Source organism: Acidimicrobiia bacterium, from assembly GCA_035948415.1.
GTDB lineage: Bacteria > Actinomycetota > Acidimicrobiia > IMCC26256 > PALSA-555 > PALSA-555.
This window is the reverse complement of record DASZJD010000004.1, coordinates 1-14,604: the sequence shown is the minus strand read 5'-3', so window position 1 is coordinate 14,604 and position 14,604 is coordinate 1. Positions and strand designations below refer to the sequence as shown.

Here is a 14,604-nt window from a genome sequence, read left to right as displayed (position 1 = left end):
TCTGACCGGCGCCCCGGCCCCGCGGTCAGGAGCGACGCCGGCGCCCGCTCCGCCCCGGGCCCGACGTCCGGCGCTCCAAGTCCTGCAGCCGACGCTCGGCCGCTTCCGCTTCGGCACGACCGGCGTCAGCCCGGGCCCGCGCCAGGCGCGCCTGCTTCCCCGCCTCGTCGACGCTCGCGCGCGCTCGCTCCAGGGCGCGCTCCACCTCCTGGAGGTGCGCCTGGGCCGCGTCGAACCGCAGGTCGGCGCTCGCCGCCTCCGAGTCCGCCGTGCGTGCCACGGCCTCGGCGCCGTGCGCGGCCTGGCGGGCGTCCGCGAGCGCTCGTCGGGCCGCCTGCGCCGCGTCCGCCGCGATCCCGGGTCGAGACCGGCCGGCGTCGCCGAGGTCGAGCGAGGCCTCGAAGCCGGCCGGGGAGCTCAACGCCCGCGTGAGCCGGCCGGCGCGCAGCTCCTCGGCCGACGCCGCGTCGAGGCTGGCGGCGTCGAGCGTGGCGGCGATCGAGTCGCGGTAGGCCTCGGGCTTCGGTGCCCGCCCCCGGAGGAGCGCGACCCCCTGGTCGGCGAGGCGCGCCACCAGCTCCTGCCGAGCGCGGCCCTCGCGACGGAGCGCGTCGCCTTCGCCGCCGCGCGCGGCTGACCCCTGGGCCGCGGCCACCCGCCGCGTCGCCTCCATGAGCTCGCCGACCTCGTCGGCGTGCTGTCGGGCCAGCTGGTTGCACGCCCACGCGGCCAGGTTCGGCCGCCGCCGGCCGCGCACCTCGGTCGCGGCCACGGTGTCACCGGCGTCGCGCAGCTCCCCGGCCAGCCGGGTGCGCACCAGCACGAACTCCTCGGGCGACGCCGCGTAGAGCTCGCCGAGGGCCCGCTCGAGCGCCGATGGCTGGGCCGACACCACGCCGCGTTCTTACCCGCGACCGGCCCGCCCCGGCGGGCGCCGGCCCGACCCGGTCGACGGGGCCGGGCCGGACGACGTCGCCGCCGAGATGAGGCTCCCCTGAGAGGGCCCGCCCGTACAATGCCGAGGGCCGCGAGGGTCCAGAGCGGGAGACGGCCGGGGCGCCCCGGACGACCGCCGCCCTCCGGCCGACCGTCGATCGGCCCGCACCGGCCGCACGCCCCGAGGAGGCAGCTGAGCGTGGCCCTCTGGTCCCTCGGCGGCGGCCGCGACGGCCGCCGCGCCGAGTACGCCCTCCGCCACGACGTCGCCGTGGTCGGGTGGTCGCACACCGGAGACCTCAGCGGCGCCTCGTCGCCCGACGACGTCGGACGGGCCCTGCGCGCCGCCTACCCGGAGGCGCCGGCCGACGTCGTCGACGGCTGGGCCGCCGCCCTCTGGGCCTTCGTGCACGGCATCAGCGAGGACGACCTCGTCGCCACCCGGGTCGACCGCGACGTCGCCTTCGGCCGTATAACCGGGCCGTACCGCTTCGACGCCGCGGCGCCGGAGAACCGTCGGCATCAGCGGCCCGCGCACTGGGTGCGGCGAACACCATGGGCGGAGCTCGATCCCGCGCTGCAGGCCGAGCTCGCGGTGCCGGCGGCCGTGCATCGGGTCCGCGACTACTCGGCCTCGACCGAGCCGGGCTCGCCGCGCCGGCGGCTCTCGCGGCGCGCCTTCGTCGGCGCCGGCGCCGCCGCGGTCGCCGCGGTGGTCGCGGCGGTCTGGCGTCCGTGGCGCTCCTCGAGCACGCGCTCGACGGCGACGACAAAGCCGCCGCGGCGCGGTTCGTCGTCGACCGGCTCGTCACCGAACGGGCCCACGGCCCAGTGGGTGAAGGACGAGAACGCCAAGCCGGGCACGTCGGCCTGGAACGTCACCAACGGCGGGGGCCCCGGCAACCTCGTCGAGGGCTACGCCAGCGCGGTCAGCGCCCAGCGCGGCGACACGATCACCCTCTACGTGTCCACCGGCGCGCCGACGGTGCACGTCGAGGCCTACCGCCTGGGCTGGTACGGGGGGGCCGGGGGCCGGCAGGTGTGGCGCTCCCCCGAGATGCCGGGCCAGCGCCAGGCGGCGGCCACGTTCACGCCCGGGATCAACATGACCGAGGCGCGCTGGGACCCGTCCCTGCACGTGACGATCGACGCCCGCTACCCGCCCGGCTGCTACCTCTTCAAGCTCGTCGGGTCGAACGGCATCCAGGGCCTCGTACCGCTCACCGTGCGCGACGACTCCAGCACGGCCGCGTACGCGGTGCAGAACTCGGTCACGAGCTGGCAGGCATACAACGACTGGTCCGGTTACAACCTCTACCAGGGCGCGAACGGCGCGTACGCGAACCGCGCCCGGGTCGTGTCCTTCGACCGTCCCTACGCCCGCGGGGTCGGGCAGGCCGACTTCCTCGGCCTCGAGTTCCCGCTCATCATGCTGATCGAGCAGCTCGGCCTCGACGTGACCTACATCACCGACGTCGACACCCACGCCCGCCCCCAGCTGCTCCTCAACCACAAGGCCTTCTTCTCGCTCGGTCACGACGAGTACTGGTCGAAGGAGATGCGCGACGGCGTCGAGGCGGCGCGCGACAAGGGCGTCAACCTCGCCTTCCTCGGCGCCAACGCGTCCTTCCGCCAGATCCGGTTCGAGCCCTCGTCGCTCGGCCCGAACCGACACCAGGTGTGCTACAAGGCCGCGAACGAGGACCCGATCCACGCCACGAACCCGCCCCTGACCACGGTCAACTGGCGAGAGGCACCGGCGGCGCGGCCCGAGAGCGGGATGATCGGCCAGCAGTACGAGTGCAACCCGGTCAGCGCCGACATGGTGATCGTCGACCCGACCGCGTGGGTGTTCGCGGGCACGAACGCCCGGCCCGGCCAGAAGCTCACCGCCACGGGATCGCCCCCGACGCCCGCGGTCGGATCGGAGTACGACCGCTACGACCCGAACCAGCAGGGCCCCCACAACGTCCAGCTGCTCGCCCACTCGCCGGTCGTCTGCCACGGCAAGCCGAGCTTCGCCGACATGACGTACTACACGGCGTCGAGCGGGGCCGCCGTGCTCGCCACCGGAACGATCAACTGGATCCCGAAGCTCACCCCGCCCGGTCCCTCGTCGCCGTACGACCCCGTCGCGGTGCAGGTGACGAAGAACGTGCTGGCGGCGTTCGGCGCCGGCCCGGCGGGCCTGCGCCACCCCGCGACGCCCAACTACGACGCCGTCGTCCGCCAGTTCGGGCAGTCGGGGGGCGGGCTGACCGGCACCGACTGACCCGGCCCGGGGTCAGCGGTCCGGGATCCAGGACCCGTGGAAGCCGAACGGCACCCGCTGGGGCAGCGCCACGGTCGCGACCGGCGGCGCGGTGAAGTCCGTCGCCGCCAGCACGACGAAGTCGCTGGTGTCGCGGGCGGCGTCGTAGACGTAGGTCATCACCCACCCGTCGTCTTCGGCCGCGGTCGGCGTCCGGGGCACGAACACCGGCTCCGCCGGCTCGCGGCCCGCCCCGAAGTCGTGGACCTCGCTCGACCCGTCCACCTGGTCGTACTTCACCAGCGCGGTGCTGTTGGGGCCCAGCCCGTCGTACGTCTTCAGTGCGTACCCGTACCGGTGCGGGCGGCCGACGCGGCGAGGATCGATCCGGGGGAACTCGGTGGAACGGTCGTCGAGCTGCTCCTCCTTCACGGTCCCGGCCGCGACGTCGACGGTCCAGCGCGTGAGATGGGCGGGGTTGAACTCGTCGCCCGAGCGGTCCCAGAGCCGTGGGTACCGGACGACGTCGAGGACGATCGTGCCGTTGTCGTCGTACGCGTTCATCGGGTGGAAGACGTAACAGGGGTCGACCTCGATCCATCGCACGTCCGCGTCCCGCCCCCCGCGCGGCATGACCCCGAGCCGGGCGCCGTACCCGTCGTCCCACCGGTACGGCATCGTGCCCTGCATGGCGAGGTCGAGGTCGAACACGACCGGCAGGTCCATGAACACGACGTGGCGCTCGGTCAGGTTGAAGTCGTGCATCATCGTCGGGCCCGGCACCGAGATCTCCTCGCTGCGGACCAGGGCGCCGTCGCGGTCGGCGACGTGGTACGTGAGGTACGGCGGGAAGAACCCGTAGCCGAAGAAGTGGAGCTCCCCGCTGTCCGGGTCCAGCTTCGGGTGCGCGGTCATGGCGGTGCGGAGCCGGCCGTCGAAGTCGTACCAGCCCCGGGTCTCGAGCTCGGGCGTGACCTCGTACGGGTACCCGCTCTCGACGAGGGCGAGGATGCGACCGCCGTGGCCGATCACGTGGGTGTTGGCCGCGCCGACGGTGTGATCGACGCGGCCGTCGTCGCCGACGAAGGCGCCGTCCCCGCTCAGCTGCTTGGTCCGCACGTAGCGGTTCCGGTACCAGCGCGCCCGGCCGTCGCGCAGCTCGACGCCGTGGAGCATCCCGTCGCCGAGGAACCAGTGCGCGGACACGCCGTCGTGGGGGTTCGGCCCGTTGCGCACGAACCGCCCCGCCAGCTCGGCGGGCACGGCGCCGGTGACGGCGAGGTCGGTGGCGGTCACCTCCTCGGTGACGGGCGCGAAGTTGCCGGCGAGGAAGAACGGCGTGTCGGAACGAGACGGGGCGGCCATGGCCTCACCGTAGACCCGGAGCGCCGAGCCGCTTCGCCCCGCGCGCGGGCTACCGTCCCCGCGTGCACCGGGGAAGGGGGCCCCGCGTCGCGGCCGTCGTCGTGACCGTGGGCACGCTGGCGACGGCCGCCGGCCCGGCGGCGGCGTCGGAGGCCGGCACGGGCATCGCACGCCCGGCGCCCGTCGCGGCCGCGGCGGCGCCGCACGGCACCTGCGATCCCCTCGACCCGGCCCGATGCCTGTTTCCGTTCCCGAACGACTACTTCACCGTCGCCGACCCTTCGACGGCCACGGGCCGGCGGATCGACTTCCAGGTCGCGGCGATGCCGCGGAACCAGGCCGGCGTCGCCGTCGACCCCACCGCGTGGGACCGAAACGACGGGTTCAGCCCCGGCTCGGCGGCGCTGACCTTCGTCCCGGGCCTCGACCTCGCCCAAACCGGCGCCGCGCCGGCCACCGACATCGGGAGCTCGCTCCGGCCCGACAGCCCGATCGTGCTCCTGGACGCCACCACCGGCCGCCGGGTGCCGTTCTGGGCCGAGCTCGACGAGACCGCGCCCGGGGACGACCAGCGGACCCTCATCGTGCGGCCGGCCGTGAACTTCGGCGAGGGCCACCACGTCGTGGTGGCCCTGCGGCGACTCCGCGACGCCGGCGGGGCCACGATCTCGGCCGGGAGCGCGTTCCGCGTCTACCGCGACCGGATCCGCACCACGGACGCGGCCGTCGAGGCCCGACGCCCGAGCCTCGAGCGGCTCTTCGCGACCCTCGCCCGCGTCGGGATCGGCCGGTCCGACCTGTACCTGGCGTGGGACTTCACCGTCGCCAGCGAGCGCAGCCTCGCCGCCCCCATGCTGCACATGCGCGACGACGCCTTCGCCGCGCTGCGCGGGCGGGCTCCGGCCTTCCAGGTCACCAACGCGGCGACGAGCGCCGACCCGCGGGTCGCCCGCGTCGTCACCGGCACGTTCACCGTCCCGAACTATCTCGACGGCGACGGCGGCCCGGGCAGCCGGCTGCGGCTCGCGCCCGACGGCCTGCCCCGGCGGGCCGGGGACCGCAGCGTCCCGTTCCGGTGCGTCATCCCCCGCGCCGCGTTGGGCGACGACGGCCGCGCCCACCCGGCCCGCCCGGCGGTCTACGGCCACGGCCTGCTCGGCAGCGAAGCCGAGGTCACGGCCGACAACGTCCGCGCCATGGCCGACGAGCACGACTTCGTGTTCTGCGCCACCCGGTGGCTCGGCCTCTCCGAGGAGGACATCGCCAGCCTCGTGGGGACCGCGAGCGACGAATCGCGGTTCCCGTCGGTCCCGGACCGGCTCCAGCAGGGAATCCTCGACACGTTGATGCTCGGTCGGCTGCTGATCGCGCGCGACGGGCTGGGGTCAGCACCCGCGTTCCGGGACACCGCCGGTGCCCCCGTCATCAACCGGCGCGACCTGTTCTACGACGGGAACAGCCTCGGCGGGATCATGGGCGCGGCGACCACCGCCGTCGCCCAGGACTGGAGTCGGGCCGTGCTCGGCGTGCCGGGCATGAACTTCAGCACGCTGCAGACTCGCAGCAGCGACTACGACCCGTTCGCCGGGCTCGTGGCCCAGTCGTACGCGAACCCGCTCGACCGCGTGCTGCTCATCAGCCTGCAGCAGATGGTCTGGGACCGAGGCGAGGCCGACGGCTACGCCGAGCATCTCACGACCAGGCCCTACCCGGGCACGCCCCGACACACCGTGCTGCTCCACGAAGCGTTCGGCGACCACCAGGTCGCCAACGTCGCGACCGAGGTCGAGGCACGGACCATCGGCGCTCCCGTCCACCGCCCGGCGCTGGCCTCGGGACGGTCGCCCGACCGCAGCCCGCTCTGGGGCATCCCCACCCTCGGCCCGTCGCCGTTCTCCGGCTCGGCGCTCGTGGAGTGGGACAGCGGCACGCCGGCGCCGCCCCCCGCCAACGCGCCGCCGCGCACCGGCACCGATCCGCACGAGGACCCGCGCGCGTGGCCGGCGGCGCGGACCCAGAAGTCCGAGTTCTTGCGACGTGGCGGACGCGTCGTCGACGTGTGCGGCGGCCAGCCGTGCACCGAGCCGCACGCCGCCGTCACCGGCTGACACCGGGACCGCGTCCGGGTCGGCGGTCCACTTCGGTCGCTCGGTGCGCGCCGGTGCACACTGTGGCCGACCCGAGAGGTGGAGGATGGCCGACAACCGCTCCGACCGATACGTCCAGCCGGGCTGGTTCGCGAGGCACGTCTTCAACCCGATCGTCGCCGTCCTCACCCGCGCCGGTCTCAGCCTGTGGGGATCCCGCGAGCTTCGGGTGCGGGGCCGCACGACCGGTGAGTGGCGGACCACCCCGGTGAACCTGCTGACCATCGGCGATCAGCGCTATCTCGTGGCGCCCCGTGGCCACACCCAGTGGGTCCGCAACCTGCGCCAGGCCGGTCGGGGCGAGCTGCGGGTGGGGCGGCGCTGGGAGCGGTTCGACGCCACCGAGCTCCGAGACGCGGAGAAGCCGCCGATCCTGCGCGCCTACCTCAAGCGGTGGCGCGCCGAGGTGGGCGTGTTCTTCGGCGGGGTCGACGCCACCGCCACCGACGAGGAGCTGCGTCGAATCGCGCCCGACTACCCGGCCTTCCGGATCGAGGTCCGGGCGTCGGCGGAGTCGAGCGACACGCGCTGAGCCGACGTAGCCGGTCCCTGGCCGGACCGCCGACCACGGGCGACACTGTCGCCGCCACGACGACGGGGGTGGCGTCGGCGCACGCGGCCTGGGATCCTGACCCGCGGCGACGCCGAGCCCGCGGGTCGGGTCGCGCGCGGTGAGGGGGGACGTGAGGCTCGTGCTGGGCACCCGCTCGCGGCAACCGGGCCGCGGGGTCGTCGTCCTGGGGATCGCCCTGGCCAGCATCGGCGGGGCCGGACCGGCTCGCCTCGGCGCGCCCGCCCGCGGGCCGAACCCGTACTTCACGGCGCCGTTCACGGTCGAGACCGGTCGGTACACCTTCGGGCAGGACCCGTCCTTTGCTCCCGACGGGCGAGTCCTCTCGAACGAGCGCGACGGCTCCGGCACCGAGCAGGTCTACGTGTCGAAGCTCGACGGGTCGACCATCCGGTGCCTGACCTGCGGGCAGCCGGGGCCGAACGGCTTCCCGCAGGAGCGTCCGCAGGGTGACTGGATCCTCTTCTGCTCGTGGCGCGGCAGCTCGGTGACGTTCGGCGCGCCGTGCCTGGGCGGCGTCGGGACCGACCTCTACGTCATGCGCCCGGACGGCTCCGACGTGACGCGCCTAACTGCGCCGGGCCTGCCGTTCGAGCCGAGCGGCGTGCCCTTCGACAACTACCACCCGGCGTGGTCGCCGGACGGGCGGCACCTGGTCTGGACGCACGTCGGCTTCACTGATCTCGCCGCCGGCGGCACCCAGTGGACGATGCTCATCGCCGACTTCACCCCGCGGCGAGGCCGAACGCCGGAGCTCACGAACCTGCGGGTGGTCGGCCCCGCCACCGACACCGGCTACGAGACCCAGGTGTGGGCACCCGACGGCAGCGGCTTCCTCTACACCGCGATGGGCCAGGACGGGGCGGGCTGGCTGAACCTCGAGCTGTACTTCCTCCGCCTCGCCGGCCCGGGCGCGGCCCCGGGGCGTCCGCTGGTCACGCACCTGACCGACGGCAACACCGGGTGGGACGAGCAGGCGGTGTTCACGCCGGACATGCGGGACGTGATCTGGATGTCGAGCCGGGGCTCCCCGACCTGGTACCAGACGTTCGTCACCGCGGCGCAGCAGCTCGGCTTCCGACCTCCGCTGCAGAACGAGACCTTCGGGCCCATGTTCGTGCTCGCGATCAGCGACCCCGGGTTCCACACCGACCTCTACGAGCTCGACCGCGCGACCGGCGCCATCCGGCGGCTCACGAACCTGAACCGGGTCGTCCCCGAGTTCTACTTCGATCCCTCGGGCCGTCGGCTGCTGTGGAGCGAGGGCGGGCACGCCGTGACGCGCGTCGGCCGCTTCGCCCTGTCGGCCGTGCCCCGACGCGTCGGCCCGACGGTGCGTCGCGACGCGGCCTGGGCGGGTGCGCCGCGACGCGGCCACGCCTCGGCGCCGGCGTCGGTGGGGCCGTCGACGACGAACGCGCCCGGCCCGCTGCCGGCGTCGATCACCGAGGGTGTCGGCGTGCTGCAGGCCCAGCTCGGGGAGCTGGCGCGGCGGCTGCAGGGGCTGCCCCAGGGGCCGTCCTGCTGCCGGGCGACGCCGACACCGAGCGGCTAGGGAGCTCCCCGCGCGTCGCGTGCGCGGCGAGCGGGGGCGAGCGCGGCCCGACCGCGCTGGGGGTGGACCGAGATAAAAACAAGTGCTAGCTTGTTCATTGATCCTCAGCGATCCGTGAACGAGGAGGCCACCATGGCTGATCCCCCGGCCGGCGCCAGGCCCGTCGCCCTCATCACCGGCGGCTCCCAGGGACTCGGGCTCGCGTTGGCCGAGGCCCTCGCCACCCGAGGCTGGGCCCTCGTCCTCGACGCCCGCAGGGAGGCCCGCCTGGACGCCGCCGTGCGTCGGCTGGCCGCCCACACGCCGGTCATCGGGGTGCCGGGCGACGTCACCGACGCCGAGCACCGCCGCGCGCTGGCCGACGCCGCCGCCCGCCTGGGGCCGGTGCGCCTGCTCGTCAACAACGCCAGCACCCTCGGGGCGAGCCCCCTCCCGACCTTGCGCGACCTCGACGCCGACACGCTCCGCCGCGTCCTCGACGTCAACGTCGTCGCGCCGGTCGCGCTCGTCCAGGCGCTCGGCGGGCAGCTGACCGACGACGCCACCGTCGTGAACGTCACGTCGGACGCCGCCGTCGAGGCGTACGAGGGCTGGGGCGGGTACGGCGCCTCGAAGGCCGCCCTCGAGCACGCCAGCCGAATCCTGGCCGCCGAGCGACCGGACCTGCGGGTGCTCGTCGTCGACCCCGGCGACATGCGAACCGAGATGCATCAGGACGCGTTCCCCGGCGAGGACATCAGCGACCGACCGGAGCCGGCCGCCAGCATCCCCGGCCTGCTGGCCCTCATCGACGGCGACCAGCCGAGCGGCCGCTACCAGACCCGGGCCCTCGCGGCGTCGGAGCCCCGGCCGTGACCGCCACCGTCGACCCGCCCCTGGACTTCACCCTCCCCGTCGCGAACGAGGCCCACGAGCCCCCCGAGGCGCAGGGTCGACGCCGAGACGAGGTCCGCCTCCTCGTCAGCCCCGGCGCCGGCGAGCCGATCGACAGCACCTTCCAGCAGCTCGGGCGGTTCTTGCACGCGGGCGACGTCATCGTCGTCAACCGCTCCGCCACGATCCCGGCCGCGCTCGACGGGCGACTCCCGGACGGCGAACCCGTGGTCGTCCACCTCTCCGGCACCCTGCCCGGGGAGGTCGGTCTCGTCGAGGTCCGGCAGCCCGACGCCGGATCCACGGTCCCCCTCCGGCTCGACCACGCCGTCCCGATCGAGCTGCTCGGCGGCGGGCGCGTGGAGCTCCTGACCCGCTTCTCGCACTCGGAGCGGCTGTGGCTGGCGAGCGTCGTCGTCAACGCACCGCTCCTCGCCTACGCCGCCGCGCACGGCCGCCCGATCCGGTACCGGCACGTGCCGCGGGACTGGCCGCTCGGCTGCTACCAGACCGTGTTCGCCCGCGAGCCGGGCAGCGCCGAGATGCCGAGCGCCAGCCGTCCCTTCTCCCCCGAGCTCGTCACCGAGCTCGTCGCCGGCGGCGTGCTGATCGTCCCGCTCGTGCTCCACACCGGCGTCTCGTCCCTCGAGGGTGGCGAGCGGCCCTACCCGGAGCGCTACCAGGTCGGCGGTCCCACCGCGACCGCGATCAACGCCACCCGCCACGACGGAGGGCGGGTGGTGGCCGCCGGCACCACCGTCGTCCGGGCGCTCGCCACCGTCACCGACGACCGCGGCGTCGTCCACCCGGGCCGGGGCTGGACCGACGTGGTCGTGACCCCGGACCGCCCGGTGCGCGCCGTCGACGGCCTCCTCACCGGCTGGCACGAGCCAGAATCGTCACACCTCTTGATGCTCCAGGCCTTCGCGGACCCCGTCGTGCTCGGGCGCGCGTACCACGCCGCGCTCGAGCGCGGCTACCGGTGGCACGAGTTCGGTGACAGCCACCTGATCCTGCGCGACCGAGCGCGGCCATGAGCGCCCCGGCCCCGACCCCCACGCTGCCCGCCGGCCGTCGGGCCGTGCTCTACGCCTTGCGCCGGCGCGGCGAGGCCACCGCCGAGCAGCTCGCGGGGCAGCTGGAGATGACCGTCAGCGGCGCGCGCCAGCACCTGAGCGCGCTCGCCCGAGACGGGCTCGTCGAGGCGGTCGAGCGACCGAGCCCGTCGCCGCGGCGCGGGCGGCGGGCGCTCGTCTACGCGGTCACGCCGGCGGCCGACACGCTGTTCCCGAAGGCGTACGGCGAGCTCACGAACGAGCTCCTCGGCTACCTCGGGGAGAGCGACGCTGGCGTCGTCGACGACCTGTTCGCCCGACGGCGGGAGCACCGCATCGACGCCGCTCGCCGGCGCCTCGCCGCCAAGCGCGGCCTCGGCGCGCGCGTGGCCGAGCTGACGAGGATCCTCGACGAGGACGGCTACCTCGCCACCTCGGAGCGGGTCTCGCCGGGCGTGTACCGGATCGTCGAGCACAACTGCGCCATCTGGGCGGTGGCGCAGCGCTACGGCCAGGCCTGCACGAGCGAGCTCGACTTCATCCGTGCCGCGCTCCCGGATGCGCGCGTGGAGCGGGTGCAGCACATGGTCGCGGGCGCCCGCCGTTGCGCCTACGAGGTCCGGCGGATCGCCGACCCTGGCGCCTCCTGAGCGCCGGGGCCCTCGCCCCACCACCCCGCCGGCGGCGGCCGGCTCAAGGCAGCGGCAGGTGCACCCCCAGCGTGGCCGGCAGCGCCGCCACGCCGCTCGGGAGGCCCCGGAGCTGCGAGTTGACGAGGGTGCCGACGCCGCCGACGAGCCCGCGGCCGACGGCACCCGCCGGCGGTGGGAGCGCGGGCGCCGAGGCGGACGGGGGCGCCGCCGCGGGCGAGCCGACCGCGACCCCGTCGGCGGGCGCGGTCAGGAGGGCAGCGCTGGCCGTGGCCGTCGGCCGAGCCGCGAGACCCGCGGAAGACGCCGAAGGCGTGGGGGCGTGGGCCCCGAAGGTGAGGACCCCGAGCCCGAACAGCGCCGCGCCGGTCAGCCCGGGCGTCGCCGCGGGCGCGAGCGTGCTCGTGCCGATCGCGAGTCGGGGCAGCAGGCCGAGGAGCGGGATCTCCGCCAGCGCCGCGACGACACCAGCGGTCCGTCGCAGCCGGCCGATCGAGATGTCGAGGAAGGCGCGCACGACCTTCGGGTCGAAGTGGCTGCCGGCGCACCGCACGAGCTCGGTGCGCGCGTCCTGGATGCTCATGGCCTTCTTGTAGGCGCGGACCGCGGTCATGGTCTCGTACGCGTCGGTGACGGCGACGACGCGCGCCCCCAGTGAGATCTCGCCCTCGCGGAGGCCGCGCGGGTAGCCGTCGCCGTCGAAGCGCTCGTGGTGCTGGTCGATGGCGTGGCGCCACTCGCCGAGCCACGACGCGAGCGGCTCGGCGAGTCGCGCGCCCTCGCCGGGGTGGCGGCGGATGGCCCGCATCCCCGCCGGGTTCGGCCGGCCAGGACGGTTGAGGACGTCGGCGGGCACGGTGAGCTTCCCGATGTCGTGGAGCAGCGCGGCCCAGCGGAGGCGGTCGGTGTCGCCGGGCGAGAGATGGACCTCCTCGGCCACGAGGTCGGTCAGCGCCTGGACCCGCTCCGAGTGGCCGCGGGTCCGGCGGTCGTGGGCCCCGAGGGCCGCGATGAGGGTGAGCGCGGTCTCGGCCTGGCGCTCGGCGTCCGGGCGCTGGCCGGACGCGGCCTCGCGCTGGGCCCAGGCCTGGAGCCGCCGCCGGTTGCCGGCTCGGAGCGCGAGGGCGAAGCGAGACGGGGCTCGATCCGGGAACAGCAGCGAGAGCCGGAGCAGCATCGCCAGGGGCAGGAGCCGGCGGGCCACGCGCTCGACGACGAAGTACGCGATCCCCGCGCTCACGACCACGGCCAGGGCCCACGCCACCCGACCGGTGACCCCGCCGCGCAGCGGGACGAGACGGCTGACCGTGAACCCGGCGGCGGCCGAGCCGGCGAGGGGAAGGAGGTAGGCGGCCGCGCCGACCAGGACCCGAGCGAGCGGGCGCTCTCGCCATCGGTCGGGTGCTGACGGTCGCATCTCGGCTCCGATTCGCCTGCCCTTACCCCCACCCAGAGTGTTCGGCTAAACGCGAAGAGTAACAAAGGGGGAAACGCACTGGTACCCCTACCGATGTCACAAGTGCCCGAATTGCTCGAACCGTGAGAAATCGGGCAGGGTCCGGTCAGCCGGCCCGGGCCCGCAGGGCGTAGAGGAGCGGGACCGCCGGCCACCCGGGCGGGGCGGTCCACCGTCCGTCGGGGCCGAGCACGAGCCAGGGCCGGAGCTGCTCCCCACAGGAGCCGAACTCTCGGAACGACTCGATCCGCAGGCCGGCGTCGACGAGCGCCCCGAGCACGGCGCTGACGGGGGCGGGCCAGGAGTAGGTGACCTGGAGGTCGGTCGGCGCCGCGGGGGCGGCGTAGCTGCCGGGCCGCTCGATGCGGATGGCCTCGGCGCCCCGGAAGTACGGGTAGCGGAGCCGCACCTCGGTGGTCTCGTCGTCGAACATGCCGGCGAAGGGGTGGAGCTCGACGAGGTGGAGCCGGCCGCCCGGACGCAGCAGGCCGGCGACGGTCTCGCCCCAGCGGGCCAGGTCGGGCAGCCAGGTCAGGACGCCGTACGACGTGAAGACGACGTCGAACCGCTCCTGCAGCCGGTCCGGGAGCTCGTAGAGGTCCGAGCACAGGAACCGGGCCTCGAGGCCCAGCTCCGCTGCGAGCCGACGGGCGAGCTCGATCGCCGGCGCCGAGTAGTCGACCCCGGTCACGCGGGCGCCGAGGCGAGCCCACGACAGCGTCCCCAGCCCGAAGTGGCACTGCAAGTGCAGCAGCGACTGGCCCCGGACGTCGCCGACCTCGCCGCGTTCGATCTCGTCGAGCGACAGGCCGCCGGCGCGGAAGCGCTCGACGTCGTAGAAGGGCGACGCGGCGTGGATCGGGACCATCTGGTCCCACCACCGGCGATTCGATTCGACCCGACGATCCACGCTGGCCTCGATCGGCACCCGGTCGGCGACCAGCTCGGCTGCGGTCGCGGCGCGCCACGTCACCCAGCCGGGGTCGGTCCCGTCAAGTCGGTGCTCGCCGACCGGGCCGCCGGGAGCCCCCCGCTCGTCCACGCGGCCGCCCCACCTACCCTCGGTGCGTGGCCGTGCCGGAGCTCGGGCGAGCGCGGGTCGTCGTGATCGGCGGGGGCTTCGCCGGGCTCCAGGTCGTGCGTCGCCTCGTCGACGAGCCCGTCGACGTGACCCTCATCGACCAGCGCAACTACAACACCTTCCAACCCTTGCTGTACCAGGTGGCGACGGCCGGGCTCGACGAGGGCGACGTCGCCCACACGATCCGGGCCATCTTCGCCCACGACCGCAACGTCGACGTCCAGCTCGGCACCGTCGTCGGGGTGGACCGCGACGCTCGGCAGGTGGAGCTCGAGGGCGGCGCGTCGATTCCGTACGACGCGCTGGTCGTGGCGGCGGGCGCGACCACGAACGACTTCGGCGTCCCCGGCGTGGCCGAGCACGCCTTCCCGCTCTACACGCTGGGCGAGGCCATCCGGCTCCGACACCAGATCCTCGGCTGCTTCGAGGCCACCGAACGCGAGCCGGCGCGGGCCCGAGACGGCTCGCTGACGTGCGTGATCGTCGGCGGCGGGCCCACCGGCGTCGAGACCGCCGGCACCATGGCCGAGCTGTTCACGAAGGTGCTGGCCAGCGGCTACCGCCGAGCCGACGTCAGCCACGCCCGGGTGGTCCTCGTCGAGATGGGCACCGAGCTCCTCGGCTCGTTCCGGCCCGCGTCGCGCCGCCACGCCGAGCAGACCCT

General features: G+C 74.9%; 12 protein-coding genes. 8 read left to right on the top strand and 4 right to left on the bottom strand.

The annotated features are described in order from the left end of the window. Positions 1–25: 25 nt before the first annotated feature. Positions 26–892: a hypothetical protein gene (locus VG869_00740; GenBank protein HEV3449706.1), complete on the bottom strand. Its 867-nt coding sequence runs from the start codon at positions 890–892 to the stop codon at positions 26–28. A 243-nt stretch (positions 893–1,135) separates the two neighbouring features. On the opposite strand from VG869_00740, the gene VG869_00735 reads away from it, so the two are divergent. After that, positions 1,136–3,208: a N,N-dimethylformamidase beta subunit family domain-containing protein gene (locus VG869_00735; protein HEV3449705.1), complete on the top strand. Its 2,073-nt coding sequence runs from the start codon at positions 1,136–1,138 to the stop codon at positions 3,206–3,208. Between the two features lie 12 nt (positions 3,209–3,220). On the opposite strand, the gene VG869_00730 is transcribed toward VG869_00735, so the two are convergent. Continuing rightward, positions 3,221–4,552: a carotenoid oxygenase family protein gene (locus VG869_00730; protein HEV3449704.1), complete on the bottom strand. Its 1,332-nt coding sequence runs from the start codon at positions 4,550–4,552 to the stop codon at positions 3,221–3,223. Positions 4,553–4,614: 62 nt separating this feature from the next. Between VG869_00730 and VG869_00725 the strand changes: the two genes are divergently transcribed. The 6 genes from VG869_00725 to VG869_00700 all read left to right on the top strand — a co-directional run bounded on the left by VG869_00725 (position 4,615) and on the right by VG869_00700 (position 11,403). After that, on the top strand, positions 4,615–6,660 hold the full coding sequence (locus VG869_00725) for a hypothetical protein (protein ID HEV3449703.1): 2,046 nt from the start codon (positions 4,615–4,617) through the stop codon (positions 6,658–6,660). An 85-nt stretch (positions 6,661–6,745) separates the two neighbouring features. After that, the gene (locus VG869_00720) at positions 6,746–7,231 is read left to right on the top strand and encodes a nitroreductase family deazaflavin-dependent oxidoreductase (GenBank protein HEV3449702.1); all 486 of its coding nucleotides are present in this window, start codon (positions 6,746–6,748) and stop codon (positions 7,229–7,231) included. 151 nt (positions 7,232–7,382) lie between these two features. Continuing rightward, the gene (locus VG869_00715) at positions 7,383–8,825 is read left to right on the top strand and encodes a hypothetical protein (GenBank protein ID HEV3449701.1); all 1,443 of its coding nucleotides are present in this window, start codon (positions 7,383–7,385) and stop codon (positions 8,823–8,825) included. Positions 8,826–8,957: 132 nt separating this feature from the next. Further along, positions 8,958–9,680 carry an SDR family oxidoreductase gene (locus VG869_00710; protein HEV3449700.1) on the top strand — a complete coding sequence of 241 codons (723 nt, stop codon included), beginning with the start codon at positions 8,958–8,960 and terminating at the stop codon, positions 9,678–9,680. Further along, positions 9,677–10,735 (top strand): S-adenosylmethionine:tRNA ribosyltransferase-isomerase, encoded by a 1,059-nt coding sequence (locus VG869_00705; GenBank protein ID HEV3449699.1) that lies wholly within the window; start codon positions 9,677–9,679, stop codon positions 10,733–10,735. Before VG869_00710 ends, VG869_00705 begins: the two co-directional genes overlap by 4 nt. Then, positions 10,732–11,403 carry an ArsR family transcriptional regulator gene (locus VG869_00700; protein HEV3449698.1) on the top strand — a complete coding sequence of 224 codons (672 nt, stop codon included), beginning with the start codon at positions 10,732–10,734 and terminating at the stop codon, positions 11,401–11,403. Before VG869_00705 ends, VG869_00700 begins: the two co-directional genes overlap by 4 nt. Before the next feature lie 43 nt (positions 11,404–11,446). Here VG869_00700 and VG869_00695 read toward each other — a convergent pair whose 3' ends face one another. Then, entirely contained in the window at positions 11,447–12,820 is a 1,374-nt protein-coding gene (locus tag VG869_00695; GenBank protein ID HEV3449697.1) for an HD-GYP domain-containing protein, read from the bottom strand. Between the two features lie 145 nt (positions 12,821–12,965). Next, positions 12,966–13,901, bottom strand: a complete 936-nt coding sequence (locus tag VG869_00690) for a class I SAM-dependent methyltransferase (protein HEV3449696.1) — start codon at positions 13,899–13,901, stop codon at positions 12,966–12,968. A 26-nt stretch (positions 13,902–13,927) separates the two neighbouring features. Between VG869_00690 and VG869_00685 the strand changes: the two genes are divergently transcribed. Further along, the coding region (locus tag VG869_00685; GenBank protein HEV3449695.1) for an FAD-dependent oxidoreductase at positions 13,928–14,604 on the top strand (677 nt) is incomplete at its 3' end.